This window comes from Pseudomonas sp. BN414, from assembly GCF_029871275.1.
In the GTDB taxonomy this organism is placed as follows: domain Bacteria; phylum Pseudomonadota; class Gammaproteobacteria; order Pseudomonadales; family Pseudomonadaceae; genus Metapseudomonas; species Metapseudomonas resinovorans_C.
Genome location: NZ_SSOL01000031.1, coordinates 13,152 through 26,789 on the forward strand (window position 1 = coordinate 13,152; position 13,638 = coordinate 26,789).

Annotated in this window: 12 protein-coding genes; 3 read left to right on the plus strand and 9 right to left on the minus strand. The window is 63.4% G+C overall.

Annotation, left to right across the window (positions count from 1 at the left end; genetic code table 11):
• Positions 1–184: 184 nt before the first annotated feature.
• The 5 genes from argE to E8E95_RS04210 form a co-directional block, all read right to left on the minus strand.
• Positions 185–1,357: an acetylornithine deacetylase gene (argE, locus tag E8E95_RS04190; protein ID WP_280348343.1), complete on the minus strand. Its 1,173-nt coding sequence runs from the start codon at positions 1,355–1,357 to the stop codon at positions 185–187.
• Positions 1,350–2,027 carry a DUF1028 domain-containing protein gene (locus tag E8E95_RS04195; RefSeq protein ID WP_280348345.1) on the minus strand — a complete coding sequence of 226 codons (678 nt, stop codon included), beginning with the start codon at positions 2,025–2,027 and terminating at the stop codon, positions 1,350–1,352. The genes argE and E8E95_RS04195 overlap by 8 nt, the downstream gene beginning before the upstream one ends.
• An 11-nt stretch (positions 2,028–2,038) precedes the next feature.
• Positions 2,039–2,470: a RidA family protein gene (locus E8E95_RS04200; RefSeq protein ID WP_280348346.1), complete on the minus strand. Its 432-nt coding sequence runs from the start codon at positions 2,468–2,470 to the stop codon at positions 2,039–2,041.
• Between the two features lie 72 nt (positions 2,471–2,542).
• A complete protein-coding gene (locus E8E95_RS04205; RefSeq protein WP_280348348.1) occupies positions 2,543–3,859 on the minus strand; it encodes an NAD(P)/FAD-dependent oxidoreductase in 1,317 nt (438 codons plus the stop codon).
• Between the two features lie 76 nt (positions 3,860–3,935).
• Positions 3,936–4,112, minus strand: a complete 177-nt coding sequence (locus E8E95_RS04210; protein WP_179057840.1) for a hypothetical protein — start codon at positions 4,110–4,112, stop codon at positions 3,936–3,938.
• Between the two features lie 70 nt (positions 4,113–4,182).
• Between E8E95_RS04210 and E8E95_RS04215 the strand changes: the two genes are divergently transcribed.
• Together E8E95_RS04215 and E8E95_RS04220 are read left to right on the plus strand one after the other, a co-directional pair.
• Positions 4,183–5,814 (plus strand): VRR-NUC domain-containing protein, encoded by a 1,632-nt coding sequence (locus E8E95_RS04215; RefSeq protein WP_280348351.1) that lies wholly within the window; start codon positions 4,183–4,185, stop codon positions 5,812–5,814.
• 1 nt (position 5,815) lies between these two features.
• Positions 5,816–8,065, plus strand: a complete 2,250-nt coding sequence (locus E8E95_RS04220; protein ID WP_280348353.1) for an ATP-dependent DNA helicase — start codon at positions 5,816–5,818, stop codon at positions 8,063–8,065.
• Between the two features lie 120 nt (positions 8,066–8,185).
• On the opposite strand, the gene E8E95_RS04225 is transcribed toward E8E95_RS04220, so the two are convergent.
• Complete coding sequence (locus E8E95_RS04225) at positions 8,186–8,878, minus strand: endonuclease I family protein (protein WP_280348519.1); 693 nt, start codon at positions 8,876–8,878, stop codon at positions 8,186–8,188.
• A gap of 283 nt (positions 8,879–9,161) precedes the next feature.
• On the opposite strand from E8E95_RS04225, the gene E8E95_RS04230 reads away from it, so the two are divergent.
• The gene (locus tag E8E95_RS04230; RefSeq protein ID WP_077525266.1) at positions 9,162–9,473 is read left to right on the plus strand and encodes a transcriptional regulator; all 312 of its coding nucleotides are present in this window, start codon (positions 9,162–9,164) and stop codon (positions 9,471–9,473) included.
• Here E8E95_RS04230 and E8E95_RS04235 read toward each other — a convergent pair.
• From E8E95_RS04235 to E8E95_RS04245, 3 genes are all read right to left on the minus strand, one after another.
• Positions 9,470–10,351 (minus strand): DMT family transporter, encoded by an 882-nt coding sequence (locus E8E95_RS04235; protein ID WP_280348355.1) that lies wholly within the window; start codon positions 10,349–10,351, stop codon positions 9,470–9,472. The two genes, E8E95_RS04230 and E8E95_RS04235, sit on opposite strands and share 4 nt — an antisense overlap.
• 485 nt (positions 10,352–10,836) lie before the next feature.
• Positions 10,837–12,012, minus strand: coding sequence for an L-lyxonate dehydratase (locus E8E95_RS04240; RefSeq protein WP_179057835.1), 1,176 nt, complete (start codon positions 12,010–12,012; stop codon positions 10,837–10,839).
• 23 nt (positions 12,013–12,035) lie between these two features.
• Positions 12,036–13,361, minus strand: a complete 1,326-nt coding sequence (locus E8E95_RS04245) for an MFS transporter (protein WP_280348358.1) — start codon at positions 13,359–13,361, stop codon at positions 12,036–12,038.
• Positions 13,362–13,638 lie beyond the last annotated feature (277 nt).

The window sequence follows — 13,638 nt, forward strand, 5'->3', positions numbered from 1 at the left end:
TCCCACACCGTCCCGGTGGCGCAACTCCCAGCGGAAACCGGAAGCTGCGCAAAACTCGGGGTTGACATTGGCTTTTTCAACCTCCGGACGGAGGAATCGAGCCAACATAAGGGCTGGAATGGTAGCAATGGGGTTGACGCCCGTCAATCACACACCCCAGCCATACCTAAAGGGGTGCGGCAGTCTACAGCAGACGCTCCTCGCCCTGTAGATAAAGCGCCAGACGGCGCAGCATGAGGTCGCAATCCGTCAGCTGTTCAAGACTGACGAATTCGTCGGGCTTGTGGCCCTGATCCATGCTGCCCGGGCCGCAGACGACCGTGGGGATGCCCGCCTGATCAAATAAACCACCCTCGGTCCCGAAGGCCACGGTGCCAAACTCCGTCGAGCCAGAGAGGAGCGCCAACAGGCGTGCCGCTTCACCGTCGGGCGGAGTGGCCAGTCCCGGATAGGCGCTCAACGGCTTGAGATTGATACCAGTATCCGCCTGCACCCTGCGCATCCGCGGCACCAGTTCGTCCTCGGCAAAGGCCTGCAGCTCATCCGCCACCTGCTGCGCATCGAAGCCCGGCAATGCGCGCACCTCAAAGTCGAACTCGCATTCCGCCGGGACGATGTTCAGCGCACGACCGCCCTTGATGGTGCCGGTCTGCACCGTGGAGAACGGCGGATCGAAACGTTCATCGTGATGCTCTGGCCGTGCCAGTTCCGCACCGATCTCGCCCAGCTTGCCGATTAACCGTGCCGCGTACTCGATGGCATTCACGCCATAAGGCGCGTAGGCGGAATGACAGGCGGCGCCCTGGACCTCACAGCGCATGGCCAGCTTCCCCTTATGGCCCAGCACCGGCTTCAACTCCGTGGGTTCGCCAATCAGGCACAGGCGCGGCTTATGCGGCCGTTTTTCCAACTCCGCCAGCATGGGACGCACCCCCAGGCAGCCGACCTCCTCGTCATAGGAGAAGGCCAGATGCACCGGCAGCGTCAGTGGCCGCTCCTGAAAGGCCGGGACAGCAGCCAGTACGGAAGCAATGAAGCCTTTCATATCCGCCGTACCGCGCCCGTACAGCCGCCCTTCCCTTTCGGTCAGCCTGAATGGTTCGACCGTCCAGGCCTGCCCGTCCACGGGCACCACGTCGGTATGGCCAGACAGCACGACGCCACCCCGGTCGCGAGGACCGATGGTGGCGAACAGGTTGGCCTTGGTGCGTTCCGGGTTATAGAACAGCTCACTCTCGACCCCGAGCCCGGAGAGGTAATCCCGGATGAACGTGATCAGCTCCAGGTTGGAGTCCCGGCTGACGGTGGCGAAACCGACCAGCCGTTCGAGCAGATCGCGACTGGAGGCCTCACTCATCGCCCGGAACCCCGTAACTCGGGGCCGCCGTCGGGTTCAGCGCACGGGTGACGTAGTCTTGCATCTGCGGCCGATAGGCCTGCCAGAGCGCGTCCAGCTGGCCGATAGGGTCCTCCTCCGCCCAGTCGACCCGCAGGTCGACGATTGGCCAGATGAGGTCACCTACCACCTTGAGCGCTGCCGAGTGAACCGGACCCGCTTCGCCACCTGCCGCCATCGCGGCATGCATGGCTGCCAGCAGGCGCTCGGCCAGAAGACCGGGAGCAGCCTCGAACGCCTTCACCATGGCTTCGATGACATGGGTGCCAGACAACAGGTTCCCTGCTGCGACGCACTGCTCGCCGGCAACCGCGTTGTGCACGCCCAGCGCCTCGCTGCCGCTGAAGAGCGCGGTGCGACCATGGCTATCGATCACTGTGACCTGCCGATACTGGCTCCAGCCGTTGGTACTGAGAGCCCGATCCAGGGCCGCCGCGGGCTCCAGCTGTTGCCCGTCGAGCAGGTCAAGAATCTGCGGCCCCAGGGCCGGCAGGGTGACGTTCTGGGTCGCCACCGCACCCACGCCCGCCCGCACCCACGGGCAACGCGCGCCGACGGCGATACTCGAAGAGCTGATGGCGATGCCGAGCTGCCCGGTCTCCGGGCAGCGGCCAATGATAGAGAACGTCATGCTCCTGCTCCTTATGCCTGTGCCGACTGCCAGTCGTCCGGAATCACTGCGATCACATCGATTTCCATCAGCCACTGCGGCTGGCCCAGGGCGGAAACCACCAGCCCGGTGGAGATCGGAAACACGCCCTTTAGCCACTTGCCCACTTCCTGGTAGACCGGCTCGCGATAGCGGGGGTCGATCAGGTAAGTGGTGGTCTTGACGATGTGGGACAGATCGCTGCCCGCCTCTTCCAGCAGTTGCTTGACGTTCTTCATGGCTTGCTCGGTCTGGGCGCGTGGGTCGCCGAGGCCAATCAGCCGTCCCTCGAAATCGGTCCCGACCTGGCCGCGCACATAGACGGTGTTGCCGGCACGCACGGCCTGGCACAGGTCGTTGTCCAGCGACTGGTTCGGATAGGTGTCCTTGGTGTTGAACATGCGGATGCGAGTATGGGTAGGCATCGAATCACTTCCTGAAATCTGATTGTTTGAGCACACGAATGACAGCAGTCGCCTGCATGTAAACGCTGCCTCTCAGTCTTTCGCCCGGCGCTGCGAGGCATCGCGGTAGGCGAGGTACTTGTGCTGGGTGGCGATGTGGTCGGCGATGTGCTTGGCGTCGTGCCAGACACCCCAGATAAAGGTGGAGCCCCGGCGGGACAGCCACGGCAAACCGAGGAAATAGATACCCGGCTCAGCCGACACACCGCGCTGGTGCTGCGGCTTGCCCTTGGCGTCGAAGGCATTGACCTTCAGCCAGCTGTAATCGACCGCGTAGCCAGTCGCCCAGATGATCGAGGTAACACCGGCCTTTGCCAGGTCCAGTTCGAGTATCGGGCTGCTCACGCATTCCGGGTCCGAGTAGGTCGCGCGGGCTTCGGGCTCCTCCGGCAGATCGAGGCCGTTGCGCTCGATGTACGCGTCCGCTGCATCCAGCAGCGACAGATAGTTCTCGTCGCCGCGAGCGATGTTTTCCGCAAGGTCCGCCTGGAAGGTCACCGCGTCGCCTTCGAACGACTTGGTGAGGCCGACGAGCGTCACACCTTGATGGGCCAGTGCGCGGAAGTCGACCGTATGACCACCACGAGCACCGCTCACAGCAATGGTCACGTGTTCCTTGCCCGGTTGGGCAGCTTCCGCATCCCACAGACCGAGTACGCCAAGCCACCAGCAGAAGTCGCGATTGCGGTAGGCGCGCGGCGGACGATCGTGCGGACCGACCGACAGGTAGACCTGCTTGCCGGCGCGCTGCAGTTCATCGGCAATCTGCACCCCGGACGAGCCGGCCCCTACCACCAGCACCCCGCCTTCCGGCAGTTGCTGAGGATTGCGGTACTGGGCGGAGTGAATCTGCGTGACGCTTGCGTTGCTGGGCGCAATCGGTGGGATGATCGGGCGCTGGAAAGGACCGGTAGCGGCGACCACACGATTTGCCTGGATCACACCTTCGGAGGTTTCGACGGTGAATCCTGGACGGTCTGCATTGCGCACCACGGACTTCACTTCCACGCCGGTGCGGATGGGGGCATCGAACTGCTTGGCGTAGGCTTCGAAATAGGCCGCCACCTGCTCCTTGGAAGCAAAGGCGTCGGGATCGAGGTCAAACTCCAGCCCCGGGAAACGGTCATGCCAGGCCGGCCCGTTGGCCACCAGCGAGTCCCAGCGTCCTGTACGCCAGGCTTCGGCAATGCGATTGCGCTCCAGCACCAGGTGCGGTACGCCGAGCTTGGTCAGGTGCTCACTCATGGCCACGCCGGCCTGACCGGCACCCACAACCAGCGTATCGATCTCTATTGTTTCAACGGCCTTCTCCGCGTACTTCTGAAACGCGGTCTGGTTCAGGTCGGTCATCGCTTGCCTCCTCTGACTCTGATCATTCTTGTTTTGCTGATGCGGCTATCGGTAAAGGGTGTTGGCCGCATTCTGTTCAGAGCGAGGAATTCGCGAAATTATGATTTTTGTAGTCGCTGGCTAGGAAAAAGCTACCAGCGCGAAAAGCGCTGTGCGCCGCGCGCCAGAAGGCTTTGGATATAGGTTTTTTAGATTCAGGCGCGACAAAATAAATAGCGTCGCGCCGACCGCAGCCCCACTGATCGAAATGCATTTGCCGCGCCCCCGCCGCGCCTGATATCTGTATATATCCACAGTAAAAGACCGGTCTGCCTCTCCCCGCCATGCCTGCCGCCCTCGACGATCCCTTCTATTACCTGCACAACTTCCACACGCTGCTGGACTGGATCAGCGAGCGTTATCACGACCTGCTGGACGGCGAGGAAGTGGCGTTCATCGAAGATTTCCGTGCCCTGCCCCAGGCCTCCCAGGCACTCCTTGTTCGCATGGTGATGCGCAAGGGCACGCTGTTTCGAGCGAGCAAGCTGAACTACGCGGAGATCGGCGATACCTGCGAGGCGGCCCTTCCGCTGCTGGCACTCGGCTGGGTGGATGCAGCAGCGGAGCTGGACCTGGCTCAACTCTTTGGCCTGCTCACCCTCGGCGAAGTGGATGCCTGCTTCGGCAAGGCGCCGGGACGCAAGGCGGAGCGCCTGGAGAACCTGCTTGCCGAACACGATGGACGCCGCACCTTCGCGGACTGGTTTCCGGCCAGCAGTGATTGCGTCTATGCCCTCGGCCTGATGGACATCTGCGACCGCCTGCGACTGATGTTCTTCGGCAACCTCTATCAGGACTGGTCCGAATTCGTACTCGCCGACCTCGGCATCTATCAGTACGAAAAGGTGGAGATCGATGCCTCGGCCAGGGGCTTCCGCGAACGTGCCGACCTCGACTACTACCTGCGCCTTCACCGTTGGAGGGAGCGCTTCGAGGCGGGTGAGGCACTCGAACAACTGCTGCCCGAACTTCCACTCGAAACCCACGCCAACCCTTGGCTGGATGCGCGTCGACGCAAGCTGTTGTTCCAGATCGGCCAGCATTGCGAGCGCTGCGAGCTGCTTGAAGCGGCGCTTGGCCTGTACAGCCTCTGCGATTACCCAGGGGCGCGGGTGCGCCGCATCCGTGTATTCGAACGCCTGGAGGCCCATGACGATGCCTTCGGTCTTGCGCAACTCGCCAACGCAGCGCCCGAGAGCGAGGAAGAGCAGCAACACCTGACCCGCATCCTGCCGCGCCTGCGACGCAAACTCGGCCTGCCCAAGGAGCCGCCAGCCGGCAGCGCCACGGTGCAGCGTATCGACCTGCTGCTGCCGCAACCCCCGGAACCGCTATCGGTGGAGCATGCCGTGCTGCTTCATTTCCACGAAGACGGCGCGCCCGTGCACTACGTGGAGAACACCCTGCTCAACTCGCTGTTCGGCTTGCTGTGCTGGGACGCCATCTTCGCCGCGCTACCCGGCGCCTTCTTCCACCCGTTCCACAATGGGCCGTCGGACCTGCTCAGTCCTGATTTCCATGCACGCCGGGCAGAGCTGTTCGATGCCTGCCTGGCACAACTGGATAGCGACGCCTACCAGGCCAGCATTCGCCGGACCTTCGCCGCCAAGCAGGGGCTGCTGTCGCCCTTCGTCTACTGGGGCAACCTGGACGAAACCCTGCTCGACCAGGCCCTGGCCTGCCTGCCGGCGGCACAGCTCAAGGCCTGTTTCCAGCGCATCCTCGCCGACATCAAGTCCAACCGCGCTGGCCTGCCGGACCTGATCCAGTTCTGGCCGGCCGAACGCCGCTACCGCCTGATCGAGGTGAAGGGTCCCGGAGACCGACTGCAGGACAACCAGCTGCGCTGGCTGGAGTTCTGCGCCCAGCACGGGATTCCCGTGGAAGTCTGCTACGTGCAGTGGGCGGACGCCTGACATGAACTACAGCGTTGCCGTGCGCGCGCTCTGCGAGTTCACCGCCAAGACGGGCGACCTCGACCTGCGCTTCACCCCGGCGCCCACTGCCCAGGAAGGCATCGCGGGCCACGCGCTGGTGGCCAGCCGTCGGAGCGAGGGCTACCAGACAGAAGTCGCGCTGGTTGGCGAATTCGGCCCACTGCGTGTGCGCGGTCGCGCCGACGGCTACGACCCGGTGCTGAACCGTCTGGAGGAAGTGAAGACCTATCGCGGTGATCTCCAGCGCATGCCGGAAAACCACCGACATCTGCACTGGGCCCAGGTGAAGGTCTACGGCTGGCTGCTCTGCCAGCAGCAGTCGCTTCCGGAGGTCGAGCTGGCGCTGGTCTATTTCGACATTGGCAGCCAGAGAGAAACCCTGTTCACCGAGCGCCACAAGGCCGAAGACCTACGCCTGTTTTTCGAAACCCAGTGCCAACGCTTCATCGCCTGGGCCGAACAGGAGCTCGCCCACACAACAGCGCGCAACACCGCCCTCGAAATCCTCGCCTTTCCCCATGCCGCGTTCCGCCAGGGCCAGCGCCAGCTTGCCGAAGCCGTGTACAAGGCCGCCAGCACCGGTTGCTGCCTGATGGCTCAGGCGCCCACCGGCATCGGCAAGACCCTCGGCACCCTGTTTCCCCTGCTCAAGGCAGTTCCGCGCCAGGCGCTGGACAAGGTCTTCTTCCTCGCCGCGAAAACACCCGGCCGCCAACTGGCCCTCGATGCCCTGCAGCAGATCGATGTCACGCCCGTGCGGGTGCTTGAGCTGGTCGCTCGCGACAAGGCCTGCGAGCACCCGGAAAATGCCTGTCACGGCGAATCCTGTCCCCTCGCCCGCGGCTTCTACGACCGTTTGCCGGCCGCCCGCAAGGCAGCAACGGAACGCCGCTGGCTGGACCGCGAAACCACTCGTGAAATTGCACTCGCCCATCAGGTCTGCCCCTACTACCTGGCCCAGGAGATGGCTCGCTGGAGCGATGTGGTGGTAGGCGATTACAACTACTACTTCGACGCGAGCGCCCTGCTCCACGGGCTGAGCAACGTCAACCAGTGGCGCGTTGCGGTGCTGGTGGACGAAGCCCACAACCTCGTGGAACGGGCGCGCAAGATGTATTCGGCCGAGCTCGACCAGCTCAGCCTCAAGGCGCTGCGCAAGAACGCCCCGGCCGTGCTGAAGAAATCCCTGGAACGGGTCGGCCGCGCCTGGAGCGAACTGAACAAGGAGCAGGCCGAGGACTACCGCGCCTATGACGCTCCTCCGACCAAACTGCTCAATGCCCTCCAGGGTGCGGTAACCGCGATTACCGACTACCTCACCGACAACCCCACCGCCATGGATGCCGCCCTGCAGGAGTTCTACTTCGAAGCCATGCAATTCGGTCGCATGGCCGAGCAGTTCGACAGCCATTCGCTGTTCGACCTCAGCAAGCGCCTCGGCAAAAGTGGAAGCAGCCTGTCACGCCTGTGCCTGCGCAATCTGGTGCCCGCCCCCTTCATCGGTCCCCGATTCGCCGCCAGCCATTCCACCGTGCTGTTCTCAGCCACCCTCAACCCGCGCCGCTATTACAGCGACCTGCTGGGACTGGCCGCCAATACACCCTGGCTGGAAGTGGACTCCCCCTTCAGCGCCGAACAGCTCCAGGTCCGGATAGCCACCGACGTCTCCACGCGTTACCAGCACCGCAACGCATCGCTCACCCCCATCGCAGGGCTGATGGCCCGACAGTTTGCGGAACGTCCCGGCAACTACCTGGCCTTCTTCAGCAGCTATGACTATTTGCAGCAGGTCGCCAGCCTCTTCGCCCGCGAGCATCCACAAGTGCCCGTCTGGCTGCAGGCGCGGCAGATGGACGAAGCCGAGCGCCAGGCATTCATCCAGCGCTTCGAAGCGGGCGGTCAGGGCATCGGCTTCGCCGTGCTCGGCGGCACATTCGGTGAAGGCATCGACCTACCCGGCGAGCGACTGATCGGCGCCTTCGTCGCCACCCTTGGCCTGCCACAACTGAACCCCATCAACGAGCAGTTGAAGCTGCGCATGGCCGCACAGTTCGGCGCCGGCTACGACTACGCCTACCTCTATCCCGGCTTGCAGAAAGTGGTGCAGGCGGCCGGCCGGGTCATCCGCACGACCGACGACAGGGGCGTGGTGCACCTGATCGACGACCGCTTCGCGCGGCCGGAGGTGCAGCGTTTACTGCCAAGTTGGTGGGCCATCGATTCCCCGTAGGGTGGGCTTCGGCCCACCATTGCGGTTCAGCGTGGGCTGAAGCCCACCCTACAAGGCTCCGCCCCCGACAGGTTTCACCCCAGGCCATACAAGCGAATTCATTCGCGAAAAACGCTGCCACTACCGCCGGCAAACACCCATATCCACCTTCCCCACGAACGGATTGCCGTAACCCATCACGCAGGCCACGCGCTGGTTGCGGTTGCGCTCCCAGGCTTCCACCGGGTACTGGCGGTTCCAGGCGTTGTAGAGCTTGCGGTCCTGGCTGGAGATGCGCAGGCCGTAGCGGTCGCTCATGTAGAAGTAGGTACGCGCGATCATCCCGCGGATCTGCTGGCGCGGCATCGCCTTGCGTGCCTTGAAGTCCACCACCATCGGGCAAGCGCCGTATTGGCTCGGCTTCTGCGGTAGCCAGGCGAAGCTGTAGTTGCTGCGATCGCCGTTCACCTCGCCGATGCTCGGTACCAGGTTATGCAGGTCGGCCTCGGCACGCTGGTAGGTCGGATCGTTCTCCGCGCAGTTCTTGCGCCCGCCCTGCTGCCAGCACTGACGCTGATGGCCGATCACCCAGGCCGGCACGATGTGCTCCCACTCGATGCGTTTGGCCCGTTGCGGCGCCTTCCTCGGCACGTAGCCGCAGCTTTTCAGGTCGACGCGATTGCCCTGGTAACGGCAGCCGCAATAGAACTCCACCGGGTGAGTGGCATAGAGCTTCCAGGCGACCTTCTTCGCTTCGTTGAACGTGCGTGGTGCGGCGGCTTCGGTGGTGGCGGAAAACAGCAGGCAAAACAGCAGGATAGAGCGAATCATCAGTTTTCTTGTTCTCGGGGTACTGCGTCAGGGGAAATGACTGACAACAGATTTTTCCTTTGGTTTGGTTGCCATCAGACGGCGGCAACTGATATCTGTATAAATATACAGTAATTCAGGAAAAGTCCTATGCCTGTATCAGCACCGATCCGCTTGCCGATGCCCGAGCAACCTGTTCCATCAAACGTACCGCTGCCCTATCAGCTGCCGCTGCCCTTCCCGCCCCGTGGCCAGGTGCAGCCTTTGTCCGCCAGCCGGCGACTGCACTGAATCCGAGGAAGACCCGATGCTGGATGTGCGCCAGTTGAAGTACACCGTGAGCCGCATGGCCCCGGAAGAAATCCGCGAAGCGGTGGAAGAGCTACGCCTGGAAGGCCTGGTGACCGATGGCAAGACGCCCTTCGGCCGCCTGCACTTCAACACCTGCCTGGCCGAGATCGAGGCCCTGTTCCAGCGTGCCGGCTATCACCGGCAACTGGATGTGGTGGGGTACCAGGGCCAGGCCTATGCCCTGTTCGACCCGAGCCGCTGGGAGCCGGTGCAGGTACTGCGGTGGCTGAAGGATTACGTCGACTCGCGTCAGGCAGAAAGCGCTTAACGCTTCTGCGCGTACGCCATGAACAGGCCGCTGCCCACGATGATCGCGATGCCAAGCAGGCCGACCTGGTCCGGCGCGTGGTTGAACAGCAGTAACCCGAGCAGGCCAGCGAAGACGATCTGCCCATAACCGAAGGGCGCCAGAAGCGGCGGCGACGCGTGGCGGAACGCCTGGGTCAGCAGCATGTGCCCGCCCATGCCGCAGGTCCCCAGCGCCAGCATCAGCAGGCTGTGGCCGAGGTTGTCCGGCAGATGCCAGAAGAACGGCACCAGGGCACTCATGATCAGGGTGTTGGTCAGGCCGGTGATGAAGTTACTGGTGGCCGAACTGTCGGTGCGCGTGAGAATGCGCGTCAGCAATTGGTAGAAGGCAAAGCACACGGCCGCAGCCAACGGAAACAGAACGGCCGGTGTGAACAGCGAACCGCCCGGGCGCACGATCAGGAGCACCCCGGCGAACCCCACCAACACCGCCCCCCATTGCGCGCGGGAGACCCGCTCGCGCAGCAAAGGGACCGAAAGCAGGGTGACCAGTAGCGGCGCGAGGAAGATTACCGAGGTCGCCTCGGCCAGCGGGATATAGCGCAGGCCGGTCGTGAACAGCAGGCTCACCCCGATCAGGCAGAGCGCGCGTGCGATCTGCAGCATCGGGCGCTTGGTGCGGAGTATGCGGGTGCCTTCACGCGGCAGCAGGAAGCCCGCCATCAGCAGCGTGTGCACCAGGTAGCGCACCCAGACCACCATCACGATGGGGTAGAAGGCCGACAGGTACTTGGAAATCGCGTCGTGGCTGGAAAACAGGAAAGTTGCCAGGCAGACCAGCACGATACCTTTCAGCGGCTGGTCGATGCGTTGCGACAAGGGACTTTGGGAGCTCATCAGGGGTCCGGGTCGTCTGCCGGGGAAGGGCTTGGTAGCAGACTAATGATTAGGCGACTCAAGATATCGGCTAAGCCTGCATGACTCAAGAGCCGGTCGGCGTGCGGTGCCGGGCGGGAAAGAGCCAACCTCGGCCAGCTCTCTGTGGGAGCGAATTCATTCGCGATGCGGTCCGCCACGCCCGGCCGCGAATAGCAGGGCCAGCTGCGCTGCCTTTCGCGACTGAAGTCGCTCCTACAACAGACGTTTCCGCGCTCCAGCATTTTGTGGGGGCGACTTCAGTCGCTGAGCAGGCCGCAGGCCTGCCCTTGGGGCGTTGGGGCAGCTGCGCTGCTCATAGCGAATGAATTCGCCCCCACAGCCCCAGTGCCTCATTCCACGCTGGCGTCGGCCTGAAAAAGAAGCCCCGGCATACGCCGGGGCCAATCGGGTGCTCGGGCCGCCGACACACCTGGCCCGGGCTGCCCTGTGGGCTGGAGTGCCCGTTACTCGATGATGTTGAAGTCCTTCAGGTATTCCTCGGAAATCTCCAGACCCAGTCCCGGCAGGTTGTCGTCCAGCTGGATGTAGCCGTTCACTGGCTGCGGCTCGCCCTTGAACACGTAGTAGAAGAGTTCGTTACCCACCTCGACGTCGAATACCGGGAAGAACTCGGCCATGGGCGAGGCGGTGCTGGCCATGGTCAGGTGGTAGTTGTGCATCTGCCCGGCGTGGGGAATCACCGGCACCGACCAGGCTTCGGCCATGGCGTTGATCTTGCGCGCCGCCGTGATGCCGCCGACACGGTTGGTGTCGTACTGGATCACGTCCACTGCGCGGCGCTCCAGCAGGTCCTTGAAGCCGTAGGAAGTGAACTCGTGCTCGCCACCGGAGATGGGCATGATCCCCATCTTCTTCAGCTCCACATAGCCTTCGATGTCGTCGGCAATCACCGGCTCTTCCAGCCAGCGCGGTTCGAACTCGGCCAGTTTCGGCAGCATGCGGCGGGCGTATTCCAGGGTCCAGCCCATGTAGCACTCGAGCATGATGTCCACGTCCGGGCCCGCCAGTTCACGCAGCGCACGGACCTGCTCGATGTTCTTGCGCATACCCGCCGGGCCGTCCTTGGGCCCGTAGCCGAAGCGCATCTTCAGCGCGGTGAAGCCCTGGTTCAGATAGCCCTGGGCTTCTTCCAGAAACAGGTCGAGGTTGTCGTTGGCGTAGAGCTTCGAGGCGTAGGTCCAGATCTTTTCCTTGGTGCGCCCGCCCAGCAGCTTGAACACCGGCTTGTTCACCGCCTTGCCCATGATGTCCCAGATCGCCAGGTCCACCGCCGAGATAGCGGCCATGCCGATGCCCTTGCGGCCCCAGGCGTGACTGCGGCGGTACATCTTCTGCCAGATGTATTCGTAGTCGAAGGGGTCTTCGCCGATGGCGATGGGCGCCAGGTAGAGGTCGATGATTTCCTTGGCCACCCGCGGCGCCAGGGCGCAGTTGCCGATACCCACGATGCCGGTGTCGGTTTCGATTTCCACCACTAGCCAGCCATGGAAGCGGAACGAGCCCATGGCATCGCCACGCTCATAGAGGATGTCGGTGGCATTGGTGCAGAAGTGCGCTTGCGGCGGCACCACCTTGCCCTTCCATTCGAAAACGCGGGTACGGACGGATTTGATCTTCATGTGCATGGCTCCTATGGCTGCAGTCAGTTCGCGCGGGCAGGCTCCAGGGCCTCCTCGGTCGCGGTTTTCCGGGTGTTCAGGCGGAGGATCAGCAGGGCGCCGATCACAGCGACCACCGCGAGGGCGAACATGCCCGCGCGTGGGTCACCGAAGAGGGTTTCCATCAGGGTCTTGAGATTCGGCGCGACGAAGCCACCGAGGTTGCCCAGGGAGTTGATCAGGGCGATGCCGCTGGCCGCCGCCGCACCGCTCAGGTAGCTGGTGGGAATCGTCCAGAACAACGGCTGAACCGAAACGAATCCGGAGGCCGCAAAGCAGAAGGCGATCACCGCGAAGGTCAGGTTCGGGCTGAGCGCCGATGCGGCGATACCTGCGGCCGCCATCGCGAGCATCAGGGCGGCAAGGTTGCGGTGTTGCCCGGTGCGGTCTGCATGGCGGGTGACCAGTCGGGTCACCACCAGCGCGCAGGCCCAGGGAATGGCGGTCAGCAGCCCGACACTGAGGCCCACCTGGCCGTCGAGGAAGCCGGCGATGCGGGTGGGGAGGTAGAAGACCACGCCGTACACGCTCATCTGTACGGTGAAGTAGACCAGGCAGAACTTCAGCACCTGGCCACTGCGCAGCGCGCTGAGGAAGCCATGGGGGCTGTGGCCGCGCTTCTGGGCATCCTCTTCGGCCAGCTTGTCCTCCAGCGCGGACTTCTCCTCCGCACTCAGCCAACGGGCATCACGGGGGCGGTCCACCAGGTAGAAGTAGGCGGCTATCCCCACCACCGACGCCATCAGGCCCTCGACCACGAACAACCATTGCCAGTTGGTCATGCCGAAGATGCCGTGGAACTCCAGCAGCCAGCCCGACAGCGGCCCACCCAGCACCAGCGCCAGCGGCAGGCCGAAGTAGAACATTCCCAACGCCTGGCCACGGCTCTGCGCCGGGAACCAGTAGGTGAGGTACAGGATGATGCCGGGGAAGAAGCCGGCTTCCGCCACGCCCAGCATGAAGCGCAGCACGTAGAAGGCAGTGGCGCTGTCAGCGAACATCATGGCGGCCGAGACGAGGCCCCAGGTGACCATGATCCGGCACAGCCAGACGCGCGCGCCGAGGCGGTGAAGCATCAGGTTGCTCGGTACTTCGAAGCAGGCGTAACCGATGAAGAAGATGCTCGCGCCGAAGGCAAAGGCGGCATCGCTGAGGCCGGTATCGGCCTGCAGGAAGGTGCGCGCATAACCCACGTTGGCCCGGTCGATGAAGGCCAGTACGTACATCAGGATGAGGAATGGCAGCAGCCGCAGGCGGCTTCTGGAAATGGCGGAGGCAAGTGCCTCGGGCAGGAAAGTCGTGGTTGTCATTGTGAGGTCCTTCTATTGCCGGTAATCGCCTTGCGAGGAGACAGGGCGGGCTTCTTGTAGGTCTTGCAACGAGTCGCGAGGTGCTTTCGTTGAGGCCGACTCTAGCCAGCGAGAGGGGCGGCGAATAATCACTTGTGTTCATTCAGTGATAACCACAGGCAATACCTAATCACCGGGCAGCACACAGGTGGTTATCGATCAATCGATTGGCAGGCGACGCAAAAAACCGCGCTCACCCGGTGGGTGGCACGGTTGTATTGGCAAGGAAGTGGGTGGG